The sequence below is a fragment of the Pseudomonas brassicacearum genome, assembly GCF_003732175.1.
Classification (GTDB): Bacteria; Pseudomonadota; Gammaproteobacteria; order Pseudomonadales; family Pseudomonadaceae; genus Aquipseudomonas; species Aquipseudomonas brassicacearum_G.
The window spans coordinates 55,744-68,126 of sequence record NZ_MOBI01000007.1 but is presented as its reverse complement, the minus strand read 5'-3'; the positions used below and the strand labels follow the sequence as shown (position 1 = coordinate 68,126).

10 protein-coding genes and 3 pseudogenes are annotated in these 12,383 nt (G+C 56.4%); 6 read left to right on the top strand and 7 right to left on the bottom strand.

All coding sequences use genetic code 11. The features are described 5' to 3' along the window. Positions 1 to 67 precede the first annotated feature (67 nt). A pseudogene (locus tag BK658_RS06520) lies at positions 68 to 1,032 on the bottom strand (cupin domain-containing protein). Positions 1,033 to 1,324: 292 nt separating this feature from the next. On the opposite strand from BK658_RS06520, the gene BK658_RS06515 reads away from it, so the two are divergent. Both BK658_RS06515 and BK658_RS30285 read left to right on the top strand, forming a co-directional pair. Next, positions 1,325 to 2,632: an ABC transporter substrate-binding protein gene (locus tag BK658_RS06515; RefSeq protein WP_123581593.1), complete on the top strand. Its 1,308-nt coding sequence runs from the start codon at positions 1,325 to 1,327 to the stop codon at positions 2,630 to 2,632. 61 nt (positions 2,633 to 2,693) lie between these two features. After that, a pseudogene (locus BK658_RS30285) lies at positions 2,694 to 2,803 on the top strand (sugar ABC transporter permease); the annotation flags it as partial. On the opposite strand, the gene BK658_RS29930 reads toward BK658_RS30285, so the two are convergent. After that, positions 2,778 to 2,987 carry a hypothetical protein gene (locus BK658_RS29930; RefSeq protein ID WP_185019797.1) on the bottom strand — a complete coding sequence of 70 codons (210 nt, stop codon included), beginning with the start codon at positions 2,985 to 2,987 and terminating at the stop codon, positions 2,778 to 2,780. The pseudogene BK658_RS30285 and the gene BK658_RS29930 sit on opposite strands and share 26 nt — an antisense overlap. Before the next feature lie 52 nt (positions 2,988 to 3,039). Between BK658_RS29930 and BK658_RS06510 the strand changes: the two genes are divergently transcribed. Beyond that, entirely contained in the window at positions 3,040 to 3,813 is a 774-nt protein-coding gene (locus tag BK658_RS06510; RefSeq protein WP_123581592.1) for an L-iditol 2-dehydrogenase, read from the top strand. Positions 3,814 to 3,990: 177 nt separating this feature from the next. On the opposite strand, the gene BK658_RS06505 is transcribed toward BK658_RS06510, so the two are convergent. The 3 genes from BK658_RS06505 to BK658_RS06495 form a co-directional block, all read right to left on the bottom strand. After that, positions 3,991 to 5,406, bottom strand: coding sequence for an amino acid permease (locus BK658_RS06505; protein WP_123581591.1), 1,416 nt, complete (start codon positions 5,404 to 5,406; stop codon positions 3,991 to 3,993). 160 nt (positions 5,407 to 5,566) lie between these two features. Then, a complete protein-coding gene (locus tag BK658_RS06500) occupies positions 5,567 to 6,619 on the bottom strand; it encodes an ornithine cyclodeaminase (RefSeq protein ID WP_123581590.1) in 1,053 nt (350 codons plus the stop codon). A gap of 50 nt (positions 6,620 to 6,669) precedes the next feature. After that, positions 6,670 to 7,704: a histone deacetylase family protein gene (locus BK658_RS06495; RefSeq protein ID WP_123581589.1), complete on the bottom strand. Its 1,035-nt coding sequence runs from the start codon at positions 7,702 to 7,704 to the stop codon at positions 6,670 to 6,672. 119 nt (positions 7,705 to 7,823) lie between these two features. On the opposite strand from BK658_RS06495, the gene BK658_RS06490 reads away from it, so the two are divergent. Both BK658_RS06490 and BK658_RS06485 read left to right on the top strand, forming a co-directional pair. Continuing rightward, positions 7,824 to 8,324, top strand: a complete 501-nt coding sequence (locus BK658_RS06490) for an Lrp/AsnC family transcriptional regulator (RefSeq protein WP_123581588.1) — start codon at positions 7,824 to 7,826, stop codon at positions 8,322 to 8,324. Positions 8,325 to 8,347: 23 nt separating this feature from the next. Next, positions 8,348 to 8,488, top strand: a pseudogene (locus BK658_RS06485) (zinc-binding dehydrogenase); the annotation flags it as partial. 253 nt (positions 8,489 to 8,741) lie between these two features. Here BK658_RS06485 and BK658_RS06480 read toward each other — a convergent pair. Both BK658_RS06480 and BK658_RS06475 read right to left on the bottom strand, forming a co-directional pair. Next, a complete protein-coding gene (locus BK658_RS06480) occupies positions 8,742 to 8,954 on the bottom strand; it encodes a hypervirulence associated TUDOR domain-containing protein (RefSeq protein WP_123581587.1) in 213 nt (70 codons plus the stop codon). Positions 8,955 to 8,978: 24 nt separating this feature from the next. Then, complete coding sequence (locus BK658_RS06475) at positions 8,979 to 11,303, bottom strand: nitric-oxide reductase large subunit (protein ID WP_123581586.1); 2,325 nt, start codon at positions 11,301 to 11,303, stop codon at positions 8,979 to 8,981. 317 nt (positions 11,304 to 11,620) lie between these two features. Here BK658_RS06475 and BK658_RS06470 point away from each other — a divergent pair, with 317 nt between their 5' ends. Then, entirely contained in the window at positions 11,621 to 12,328 is a 708-nt protein-coding gene (locus BK658_RS06470; RefSeq protein ID WP_123581585.1) for a succinate dehydrogenase iron-sulfur subunit, read from the top strand. Positions 12,329 to 12,383 lie beyond the last annotated feature (55 nt).

Genomic DNA, 12,383 nt, shown 5'->3' with positions numbered 1-12,383 from the left:
AGTGCGCGGGATAGTGCCCACTTATAAAAATAAGTGGGCACTATCGCCGTCCAACGGTGGGCTGGCGTCAACTCTGGCCGAGAAAAAACTTAACGTCGTGTCCGGGAGAGGCGTGGAGACCGTTGCGATTGAACAGGTTCATCGCCGTTCCGCGACGATATTCACTCGGTGTCTGTTCCATTTCGATGCGGAAGTGTCTGTTGAAGTTGGAAATGTTTTCATAGCCAACTTCAAAACAGATGTCCGCCACGGACATCTCTGTTTGCAACAATAGTCGGCATGCGCGCTGTACCCGGAGCTTACGCATCAGGTCGATGAAGCCATGGCCGGTTACCCGTTTGAAGAAGCGCGAAAAGCCGGGCTCGCTCATTTCCAACTGCTGAGCGATCACCGACAGGCGAATGTCGCCAGTGAGCTCAGTCAACAGGTAGTCAAAGGCCTTGTGGATGCGTTCAGAACTTCGGTCGTCCAGGGTAGGCGCGTAGCAAGCGCTGGCCAGCGTATGGACGTCCTGGGTCGGTGCTTTCATTAGCGTGTTGATCAACTGCAGAAAAAAATCAGGCGCTCAAGCCCTTGCGCAGGGCCGATGTCTTCCATCAATCGAGCCGCCTGTGCTGCGGTTGCTCCGGTGAACTCCAAACCACGGCGCGCCCGTTCAAAAAGGTGCTGAAGATCGCCTAATTCAGGCATCGTGCTGCGCAAAGCCAGAATGGCTGCACCATCAAATTGCAGCACAACGTCGCGCCCCTTCAAGAACTCGCCGGGCCTCAGATCGCCTATCCAATCATGTGGAAGGTCAGGGCCGATAAACGCTACGTGACCGGCGCCGAATGCACCGATGTAATCACCCGCAACGAGCTTGCCGCTGCCTTGGCGGATCAGATGAATTTCGAATTCTGGATGGTGGTTCCAGCGAGCGAGGGAGTAGGGGTAGTCGTGCTCATACCAGCGAAAGCAATGATCGGGCTCGGGAAGGATGACTTCCAGTTCGGCGGGGCGCTGTTCGAAAAGCGCTGTTCGGCTATCAGTCATGGCTGAACCCAGATTGTTATTTCTTGTTTGTATGCGAACAACATACGCCCTGTGCGCAGGCGCTTGCTAGTTCAGGATTGCGTGTCGGTGATACTTTTTTGATTCCGGGAAGGCTTCACTGGCCGGGTTAAAAAAGTATCAGTTTGCCGTCTTCTGCGCGTTTGTCGGGGCTATTTCAAGGTGCTGTAATCAAATCGTCCCCCCATTGCTGCAAAGCTGTAATTGCCCAGCGGTGGTTAACAACAAAAATAAGAGTTCCCGTCGTCCAAGGCGCGGAGCGGAGAGCACCACGATGAGAATCCCGAAAGCGCTTTTCCTTTCCGCTGGCCTGTCCTTCGCCCTCGTCAGTCAAGCCGCCGAAACAGTGACTATTGCCACTGTGAACAATGGCGACATGATCCGCATGCAACGGCTCTCGAAAATATTTGAACAGCAGCATCCCGATGTGAAGCTCAATTGGGTGGTGCTGGAAGAAAACGTTCTGCGTCAGCGCCTGACTACCGATATCGCCACTCAAGGTGGCCAGTTCGACGTACTGACGATTGGCACCTACGAAACACCGTTGTGGGGCACCAAAAACTGGCTCGAACCAATCACCGGGCTGTCACCGGAGTATGACCTGGAGGACATATTTCCTTCTGTCCGCCAAGGCTTATCGGTTAACAACACGCTCTACGCATTGCCATTCTATGGCGAAAGCACAGTCACCTATTACCGCACCGACCTTTTCAAGGACGCAGGCTTGAGCATGCCGGAACATCCGACCTGGACGCAGCTCGGCGAGTTTGCATCCAGGCTGCACCAGCCGGATAAAGGCCTGTACGGCATGTGCCTGCGCGGCAAGGCGGGGTGGGGCGAGAACATGGCACTGCTCAGTACCATGGCCAACGCTTTTGGTGCACGTTGGTTCGATGAAAAGTGGCAGCCGGAGCTGTCCAGCCCCGAGTGGGCTGCAGCGGCGCACTTCTACGTTGATACGCTCAAGAAGTTCGGGCCGCCAGGCGTATCGAGCAATGGTTTCAACGAAACCCTGGCCCTCTTTAACAGTGGTAAATGCGCGATCTGGGTGGATGCCAGCGTCGCGGGCTCGTTCACCACCGACAAAGAGCAGAGCAAGGTCGTCGACAGTGTGGGCTTTGCTCCTGCACCGACTGAGGTCACCGACAAAGGTTCGTCATGGCTGTATGCGTGGTCGCTGGCAATACCGGCAACCTCCAAACACAAAGACACCGCAAAAGCCTTTATCACCTGGGCTACGTCGAAAGAATACATTCAGTTGGTCGCAGAAAAAGATGGCATCGCCAATGTGCCGCCTGGCACCCGACAGTCCACCTACAACGAGGCCTATTTGAAGGCCGCGCCTTTCGCGCAAGTGACCTTGCAGATGATGCAGCACGCAGATCCTGCGCATCCATCCATCAAGCCTGTTCCTTACGTCGGCATCCAATACGTCACCATTCCCGAGTTCCAGGCGATAGGGACTTCCGTAGGGAAGTTGTTTTCGGCGGCTCTCACTGGGCAGATGTCGGTTGATCAAGCACTCGCTGCCGCACAGACCTCCACCGAGTGTGAAATGAAGCGCGCGGGTTATCCCAAGTAACCCGCAACCCCGCTCCCACACTGGATCTTCGTAGGCCTGTACTCAATCGGTTGTGATCGCCATGAATACCTCGACTCTCAAAGCACAATGGATATCCCGGCGCCGCCACGTAAAAGCCGGCTGGCCAACCCGGGCTGGTTTCTGGTCAGCCCTTCGGTAGCCCTGTTGCTGCACCTTTTGTCACGTCGTCGCCAAGTCCGGCGAAGCACTTACCGTGCGAGTAAATGGCGACTGTGATGTCGCTTATGGAGAGCAGCGACGGGTTGCGCTGGATGTTCTGCATTGCCATTTGTTCGACGAGCACGGGAAAGCTGTAGGGCCGTGGGCGCGTCTCGCTGCCTGATTTCCAAGCCATTCCAATGCCCTCGGTTGGGCGTACCCAGTTTTTAGAAACGGATAAACAATCTATGAAACGACTAGAAGGTAAAAGCGCGCTGGTGACTGGATCCGCCCGAGGCATTGGACGTACTTTTGCGCAGGCCTATACCAGTGAAGGGGCAACAGTCGCCATCGCTGACATCAATCTTGAGCGCGCCCGGGCTACGGCCGCCGAGCTTGGGCCAAATGCTTACGCTGTCGAGATGGATGTTACCCATCAGGCGTCTATCGATGATGCCATTGCCGCCGTGATAGCGCAGACGGGTAAGCTGGATATTTTGATCAACAACGCCGCATTGTTCGATCTTGCACCCATTGTCGATATCACCCGTGAGAGTTACGAGCGCCTGTTTTCGATCAATGTTGCAGGAACGCTTTTCACTCTGCAGGCAGCGGCCCGACAGATGATCAGCCAGGGGCATGGTGGCAAGATCATCAACATGGCCAGTCAGGCAGGCAGGAGAGGGGAGGCGCTTGTGGGTGTGTATTGCGCAACCAAGGCAGCCGTTATCAGCCTTACTCAATCGGCAGGTCTGGATCTGATCAAGCACCGGATCAATGTGAATGCCATCGCGCCAGGGGTCGTGGACGGTGAGCACTGGGATGGCGTCGATGCAATGTTCGCCCAGTATGAGAATCGGCCATTGGGTGAAAAGAAAAGGCTGGTGGGGCAGGAGGTGCCTTTTGGGCGAATGGGCACAGCAGATGATCTAACGGGAATGGCTATTTTTCTCGCGTCATCTGAGAGCGAGTACGTTGTAGCTCAGACGTACAATGTCGACGGTGGCAACTGGATGAGTTGATGTCTTTCCATGGTTCCAACAAGCGCCTCGATATGTTCGGGGCGCTTGTTTTTTCATGAAAAAAAGCCGTTTCAGGCCATCCATCGCTTGCAGCTTTTCGACCTGCAGGTGACCCACAAATACCACGTCGATCTAACGCGTTTCACTGCATCGGCACCCAAAAGCTCCTGGTGAACATCATCTGTACTGGCTTGTCGATCCAAAACCGGGTTTGGGCTTCCAGGTGTGGGTCAGCTGATAGGCAATGGCCAACCATATGAACCACCCAGGCATGACCATCAAGGCAATACGGGTGTCAGGTCTTAATGCCAGCAAACAGAGGACAAAGCCTAGAAACGCCAAAGCGAACCAGGCCATCGGCACGCCGCCAGGCATCTTGTAGGTTGATTGCGCATGCAGGTCGGGCCGGCTTTTGCGATAGGCAATGTACGACACGAGGATGGTCGACCAAGTGAAAATCACCAGGATCGCCGACACGGTAGAGACGATGGTAAACGCTGTCATGACCTCCGGAACGATGAACAGCAAAAGTACCCCCGCCAGCATCAACAGTGTGGTAAACGCCAAGCTCAGCAGAGGCACGCTATTACCCGACAAATGCCGAAAAATCCCGGGAGCATTGTCGTGACTGGCCAGTCCAAACAGCATGCGACTGGATGAAAATACGCCACTGTTGGCCGATGAGGCGGCAGACGTCAGCACCACAAAGTTGACGATACCTGCTGCTGCGGGAAACCCTGCAACCAGAAACAGTTCGACGAAAGGGCTCTTGTTGGGCGAAACCTGTTGCCAGGAAGTCACCGCAATAATGCAGGCCAGTGCCAGCACATAAAACAGGATGATTCGCAGCGGAATCGAGTTAATGGCTTTAGGCAAAGTCTTTTCGGGGGAGCGAGTTTCGGCGGCTGCAGTACCGATCATCTCGGTGCCGGCAAAGGAGAAGATTGCCATCTGGAATCCGGCAAAGAAACCAAACAGGCCGTTGGGGAAGGCTGCCTGTTTATCCAGCAGGTGGTTCAGGGATGCAGTAACGCCACTGGGTGATACAAAGGAGCTGGCAATCATCACCAGGCTAACGCCAATCAGGGTGATGACGGCAATGATTTTGATGATCGCGAACCAGAACTCCACTTCACCAAAAAGCCTCACGGTCAGTACGTTTAAGGCGAACAGCGTCATTAACATACCGATGGCCGGGATCCAGGCGGGTACATCGGGGAACCAGTACTGAAAGAATCCGCCGACCACTACGGCATCGCCCACCACCGCGACGCTCCAGCTGAGCCAGTACGACCAGCCGAGGAAGAATGCCGCTCGCGGGCCAAGGTAGGCACCGGTAAAATCCGCGAAGGTTTTGAAGTTCAAGTTGGAGAGCAACAGTTCGCCCATGGCGCGCATGACGAAGTAGACGAACATCCCGATGATCATATAAATGAGGATGATCGACGTGCCTGAGAGAGCAATGATCTTCCCGGAACCCATGAACAGACCTGTACCGATGGCACCTCCCATGGCCATTAACTGAATGTGACGATTGCTGAGCGTGCGCTGCAGCGCGGGCTGTTCAACCCGCTCGGACGGAGTAGATTTCATTACAAAACCTCTTGATTTTATGTTTTTGAGTTTTGGCAGAAAGTCGGTGTCTAGCGTTGTTGTTAGAGGTGCAACGGCTACTGATGGTGGTGGTTTTGGGGGCTTACAGGGCGGTGAGCGGCCCCTTTGGCACACAGCTCAGAGGCATCACCTACGGTTATCAGTTGGCTGTGCGCAGACGCGCCGGTTTAGCGGGTTGCTGATCAAGCAACTGGTAAAGGTCTTTTATGTTGGCGGGTGTCGGCACTAGGTGGATGCGTTCGCCGATCCCGTGCTCTCGCGCCAGGTCGTGCAGGTAGCGCAGTGACGAAAAATCTTCGAGAGCAAAACCCACCGAATCGAACACAGTGACTTGGGCGTCATTCTCGCGCCCCGGAATTTCGCCCAGCACAATGCGGAAAAACTCGATGACGGGCGAGTCGGCTTCCAGTTGTTGAATGTCGCCTTCAATCCGGGTTTGCGGTTCAAATTCAACGATGATCCGGGCGTTGCGCAGGATCTCGGCGTGCAGTTCGGTTTTTCCCGGGCAGTCACCACCGACAGCGTTGATATGCATGCCGGGTTCGATCATCTCGGGCGTCAGAATCGTCGCATAAGCCTTGTCGGCGGTGACTGTAGTGACAATGTGCGCGCCCTTGACCGCTTCCTGTACAGAGCTGGACAGAATCACTTCAATACCCGGGAATGCCGACAGGTTGTGCTTCAACTTGAGTGACGCGTCGCGATCAATATCGAAAATGCGGATTTCCCTGATCGACAGCATTTCGTGGAAGGCGAGGGCTTGAAATTCGCTTTGAGCGCCGTTGCCGATGATTGCCATGATGCTTGCACCAGGGCGTGCCAGGGACTGCGCGACCAGCGCGGATGTCGCGGCGGTGCGCACGGCAGTGGTCAGCGTCAATTCACTGAGCAAGGTTGGATAGCCACTGTGGACATCGGCGAGAACGCCGAAAGCCATCACGGTCAGCAAGTCCCTTTGACCATTGCCCGGGTGGCCATTCACGTATTTGAACGAGTACTGTTGGCCATCGTCGGTGGGCATCAACTCGATCACACCGTCGGCGGAATGATTGGCGCTGCGAGGCGACTTATCAAACTGCGCCCAGCGTGAATAGTCAGCTTCGATGTATGTGGCCATCTCGCGGATTGCCCGACGGATACCCACCTTGGCGAACAGGCGTGCGGCATGATCGACATCGATAAAGAGAGTCATGTTTTTATTTTCCGATTCAGTAGTTGAAATGCTGTAGGGCAGGGGATGGCTCAGGCGCGTTTGCTCTCGAAGCCATGCAGCACGTTGACCGCATTGATCCCGATTTCATCGACCATGTAGCCGCCTTCCATCACGAACAGGGTGGGGCAGCCGACGCCTGCTATCAGCTCGCCAATGCCGATGAAGTCTTCGCTTTCCAGCAGGAAGTGGCTGATCGGGTCGTCCTTGAACGTGTCGACGCCGAGTGAAATAACCAGCACTTCAGGGGCGAATTGCTGGAGTTTCTTGCAGGCGTGGAGCAGGGCATTGCGGTAGCTTTCCCAGGTGGTGTTCTTCGGCAGCGGATAGTTCAGGTTGTAACCTTCGCCGTGGCCTGTGCCGACTTCGTGGCTGAAGCCTGAGTAGTACGGATAGGACACTGTCGGCTCACCGTGTAGCGAGACAAACATGACGTCACTGCGCCCGTAGAAAATGTTTTGGGTGCCGTTGCCGTGATGAAAGTCGACGTCCAGTACTGCAACACGCTTGGCGCCTTGGGTAATGGCCTGTTGTGCAGCAATGGCGGCGTTGTTGAGATAGCAATAGCCGCCCATGTATTCACGCGCTGCATGATGGCCGGGCGGACGGCACAGGGCAAAGGCACTGTCGTGGCCTTCATCGATCAGCGCCAGGCCGGTGAGGGCGATGTCTGCACTGGTTTTTACCGCTTGCCAAGTGGTGGCGGTAATCGGGGAGCCGGCGTCCATGGCGTAGAAACCGAGCTTGCCGTCGATGAACGTCGGGACTTGCTCGTTGGACAGGTCGCGCACTGGCCATACCAGCGGCAGGGCATCGTGGGTGCGTCCAGTCGCGCACCATTCTGACCAGGCGCTTTCCAGAAAACTGACGTAGCGCTCGCTGTGCGCATTGACATAACACGACCGGTCAAATGTTCGCGGTTCGACGATCTGGCCAAGGTCTACCTGCTTGACGCGGTTATGGACAGTATCGGCCCGACTGGGCTGTTCAAACGACGGCTTGAGCACACCGTCTTTCAATTCGGTGCCGTGGTGCAAGCGATGGGAATCACTGAAAACTGTAAACATTCTGCGCATCCGTTAATGTGAGCCAGTGCAAATATTCTGTTCCGGCCGGGACGCGCTTTCTTTGCTTTGTTTTCATGGTTTACTAGATTATTCGGGCGTTTTTACTCAGGAATGGCGTAATGCAGAAAAAATCATCCAAACGCATCAGCCTTGACGAGACCGACCTGGCGATACTCACGTTGCTGCAGGAAGATGCGAGCATTTCCAACGCCGAGCTCAGTGAGCGCCTGTCGTTAAGCCTGACGCCTTGCTGGCGACGGCGTAAGAGAATGGAGGAGGCGGGCGTAATCAAGGGCTACCAGGCCAATCTTGATCGACGCATGCTAGGGCTGGACATTATGGCGTTCGTGCACATCCGTTTTTCGACCCATGCGGATCATGCTCCGGACGCCTTCGAGGCGGTGATTGCGCAATTGCCCGAGGTGTTGTCTTGTCACAAGATCACTGGGGATGCCGATTACGTGTTGCAAGTGCTGGCAGAGGATCTTGATAGCTACAGTGACTTTATCGAGCAGGTACTCAGGCGTCAGGTAGGTATTGCATCCATTCAGTCCAGTCTGGCTTTGCGCGAGGTTAAGACCAGTAGCCGTATTGCGATACCCAAATCGCTCAAGGACTGAGCAGGCAGAGGGCTTTACGTGAGCAACTCATGGGCCGAGGTGGGGCAGACGTCAGCTTCGAATGCATCGGCAACAAAAACACGGCCAAGCTCGCGATCGATCTGATCCGCAAGGCCGGCAAGTGCGTACTGGTGGGAATCTTTGAGGAGCCCAGCGAGTTCAACGTGTCGCCCGCTCGAGTCTGAAGCGGCTGAATCGGACGATGGCCCAGGCTGTGTGAAATGCATGCACGGTATTGAAGTCCCCCGTTGCTATCGGATTCGGTGGTAGCCGACGGTCATCACATAGTCGCGCATCGCGGTCATTGAGTATGTCCACGGGCGGGGAATCCTGACTCTTCCTGGAAGCATCCGTCTTCCCGGCGACAGCTGCCTCGCTGATGTCGTTCTTTTTGTTAGCCGAACGCAATATGGGTTCTCAGCTGATCTTGTGCAGCGCCGCGCCCTTATGCATCGCAATGTGTTCGGTCTTGTCGCTCTTGATTTCGTACTGCGGTTCGTCGGCGCTAGCGTGGTGCGTGTAGCCCTTGTATTCGGTGTCTTTCGTATGCACCTTGATGATCGTGCCACTTACACGGCCCGCTTCCGAATTCCAGCTCACGTGATCGCCTACCTTGAATTTTGTGACCATTTGAATGAGTTCTCCTGATGCTGTTCAAAACTTAAAAGAGACTTTCGGATCGTAGGATTCTTGTGTCGCGCGCACGCCGATGTAGGCTTTGATCGCGGCGATAACCAATGGCATCGCGCCGAAGATGATGAACACCAGGTCGCCAGGGAGACGCAGCCACTCGATCAGGCGGGCGGTATGGGTGCCTGTATAATCCAGGCTGCGCGCATGCCAGTAACCGTGTTGCACCACATCCCACACCTGCAGCACGCCGCCGGGAAACAGGCTCAACGCTACCATCATCAGCAGGCCGATGTTGGTGCCCCAGAAACCGACCCGGATGTATTTCTCGATAACTGGCCAGCGCGCGTCATCGGTAGTCTGGCGCAGCACGAATACCATCAATGCGATCGCCAGCATGCCGAACACACCCATCATCGCGGCATGGCCGTGGTTGGGCGTGAGGATGGTGCCGACCTCGTAATAGCTGATGATCGGCAGGTTAATCAGGAAGCCGAACACGCCCGCACCGAGGAAATTCCAGAAACCCACCGCGATCAGGAAATAGAATGTCCACTTGTGCGGTACCGCGATGGGCCGATCACAGATATCGCAGTCGCCGCGGGTCGTGCGTACGAAATCCCAGGCATCCAGTGTCAGCAGGGTCAGCGGCACCACTTCGAGCACCGAGAACATTGCCGACATCGCCATGTTGAATTGGCTCTGGCCATTGAAATACCAGTGATGACCGGTGCCGATCAGACCACCACCGAAATACAGGATGGCGTCCAGATAGATCACCCGCAGCGCGGTGTTTCGCCGGGTCAGGCCGAGTTGGAAGAACGTGAGTGCCACCACTGTGGTGGCGAAGAACTCGAAGAAGCCTTCTACCCATAGATGGATGATCCAGAACCGCCAAGTGTCGACAACTGTGAAGTTGGTCTTTGCGTCAAAGAACAGTGCCGGAAGGTAGAACACGGGTATCGCCAGTGACGCGTACAGGAACATCCGCGCCAGCGGCCGTGCCTCCGGATTGGCCACCGTGCGTGGCCGCGCCAGCCACCACAACATGGCAAACCAGCCGAGCAGACCGACTACCAGCAGGTATTGCCAGAAACGACCGATTTCCAGGTATTCCCAGCCCTGGTCGCCGAACCAGAACCACCACTTGCCCAGTAGGCCGGACATACCCGCCCATTCGCCAAGCAGGCTGGCGCCGATCACCACGACGAATGCCGCGAACAACAGATTGATCATCGGCACCAGCCAGCGCGGCTCGTCGGCACGCAGCGAGCGGCCCAGGAACAGCGCCGCAGCGACATAGGCTGTGGCGATCCAGAAAATCGCCGTCTGCAGATGCCAAACCCGCAGCAAATTGCTGGGAAAGATCTTCTCCAGTTGGAAGCCGTAGAAGCTGCCGGGGTCTGCCCGGAAATGGGACACGCCGCCGCCCACCAAAGTCTGTATCAGGAACAGCAGCGTCACCACCACGAAAAATTTCACCAGCGCACGCTGGCTGCGGCTGGCCTGTCCCGGAATGACCTGAGGGTGCACATGATGACCACGGTTGACCCAGCCCAGATAATCGAACTTGCCGAATACCAGCAACACCGCGCCGATGCCACCGATTAGCATCACAAGGCTCAGTGCGCTCCACAGCAAGGTACCCGGCGGCGGTCGATTCCCGACTTCCGGATCGTAGGGGAAATTGTTGGTATACGAGTAATTGCTGCCTGGGCGATCGGCGACCGAAGCCCATGCCGCCCAAGTGACGAACGCGCTGAACTGGTGCAGTTCGACCGGGTCGGTAATCAGCTCGGGCTTGAGGCCTCCATTGCGCGCCGGATCGTGGAAATAACTCTTCCAGTGGTCGGTCTGCTGGCGATACGCGTCCGCTTCCGGGGCACTGAGTGATAGCGTGTCGTGGTCGGCGTCGTAGCGGTTGGTCTTCAACGTCACCGCGACCTGAGCGCGGACCGATGCCGCCTGGATCGGTGCCAGTTCGGCCATTGGCTTGCCGTATTGCTGCTGCGCCAACGCTGAGGCGACGTCGTCACCGATCTCGTGCAGTGCTTCGGCGCCATAGTCGGGGCCGAGGTAGGCGCCATGTCCCCAAATGGTGCCATTGTCCATCAAGCCGTAACGCAGGAACAGCGCCTGGCCGTTGCTGATGTCGTCAGCGGTGAAGACGGTGGCGCCGCTGGCGTCCTTGACCTGGCCCGGTATCGGCGGCGCGTTGTGATAAGCCAACAGGGTGATCGCCATCAGGGCAACCAGGCCGAACACCAGAACGATCAGTACCGAACGGACCCACCACGGCGACAACGGAGAGTCTTCGGGTTCGTTCTTCGGTTGCGCGGCTTCGGCCATGAACCTTTTACCCCTTGACGTGGAAGCATCGTGGCGTGTCGGCATGACTCGTTTGGAGATTCTGCAACTTGGCGAGATTACGGCGGTGCGCTGTGACGGCTAAGTGTAGTGTGCGGATTACGCGGACGACGATTCGTTTTCAGTCAGTGACGCTTCACCGCCCGTTCTATAGCTCGCGCCGATGCAAATTCGCCCTGTCGTCATCAACGTCTATGCTTCATGTGAGGAATTTTCCTGAGCGACCGGATGTGGTCGTCGGGCGCTTGACTGATCAAGCAGCTGTCCACTCTCGTTGTAATCGGTGGGGGAGAAGAGCCGTGATTGAAGTACAGGTCTATCGCTACCACCCGGAACAAGATCGGTCGCCCTGGATGCAGTCGTTGTCGTTGCCCGAGGAGTTCCGGGTGCGAATGGTGCTGGATGCGCTGGAGTTCCTGCATGAGGCAGATCAGACGCTAGTCTACCGGCGCTCCTGTCGGGAGGGGGTTTGCGGCTCGGATGGCATGAATATCAACGGCAAGAACAGGTTGGCTTGCATCACGCCGGTTTCGGAGGCCCTGGGCACGGCCAGCCTACTGATCATCAGGCCTTTGCCCGGCATGCCGGTCATCCGCGATCTGGTCGTCGATCAGAGTCTCTTCTTTCAGCAGTACGAAAGTATCAAGCCATGGCTGATCAACCACGAGCCAGCACCGGCCGTCGAGCGTCTCCAGTCCCCCGAGGAGCGCGCTAAGCTCGATGGGCTGTATGAATGCATCCTCTGTGGCTGCTGTTCCTCGCAATGTCCATCCTGGTGGTGGAATCCCGAAAAGTTCGTAGGTCCAGCCGGGCGATTGCAAGCTTGGCGTTTCATTACCGACAGTCGCGATCAGGCCACGGTGGAACGGCTAGAGCGGCTGGAGGACCCGATCAGCTTGTTCCGTTGCCGCAGCATCGGCAACTGTTCATGGGTCTGCCCCAAGGGCCTCAATCCCATGGGAGTCATCGGGAAAATTCGCCAGGAGCTGTTCCGAAAATCCACCTAGGACGTTGGATCAACTCAATGAATCAGCTCGGCTTCCAAAGACGCTTTAGAGTGCC

Bases quoted from the DNA above. Each gene is read 5' to 3' on its own strand.
- BK658_RS29930 (WP_185019797.1), bottom strand. From the start codon at position 2,987: ATGGCTTGGAAATCAGGCAGCGAGACGCGCCCACGGCCCTACAGCTTT.
- BK658_RS06495 (WP_123581589.1), bottom strand. From the start codon at position 7,704: ATGTTTACAGTTTTCAGTGATTCCCATCGCTTGCACCACGGCACCGAA.
- BK658_RS06510 (WP_123581592.1), top strand. From the start codon at position 3,040: ATGAAACGACTAGAAGGTAAAAGCGCGCTGGTGACTGGATCCGCCCGA.
- BK658_RS06515 (WP_123581593.1), top strand. From the start codon at position 1,325: ATGAGAATCCCGAAAGCGCTTTTCCTTTCCGCTGGCCTGTCCTTCGCC.
- BK658_RS06500 (WP_123581590.1), bottom strand. From the start codon at position 6,619: ATGACTCTCTTTATCGATGTCGATCATGCCGCACGCCTGTTCGCCAAG.
- BK658_RS06480 (WP_123581587.1), bottom strand. From the start codon at position 8,954: ATGGTCACAAAATTCAAGGTAGGCGATCACGTGAGCTGGAATTCGGAA.
- BK658_RS06475 (WP_123581586.1), bottom strand. From the start codon at position 11,303: ATGGCCGAAGCCGCGCAACCGAAGAACGAACCCGAAGACTCTCCGTTG.
- BK658_RS06490 (WP_123581588.1), top strand. From the start codon at position 7,824: ATGCAGAAAAAATCATCCAAACGCATCAGCCTTGACGAGACCGACCTG.
- BK658_RS06505 (WP_123581591.1), bottom strand. From the start codon at position 5,406: ATGAAATCTACTCCGTCCGAGCGGGTTGAACAGCCCGCGCTGCAGCGC.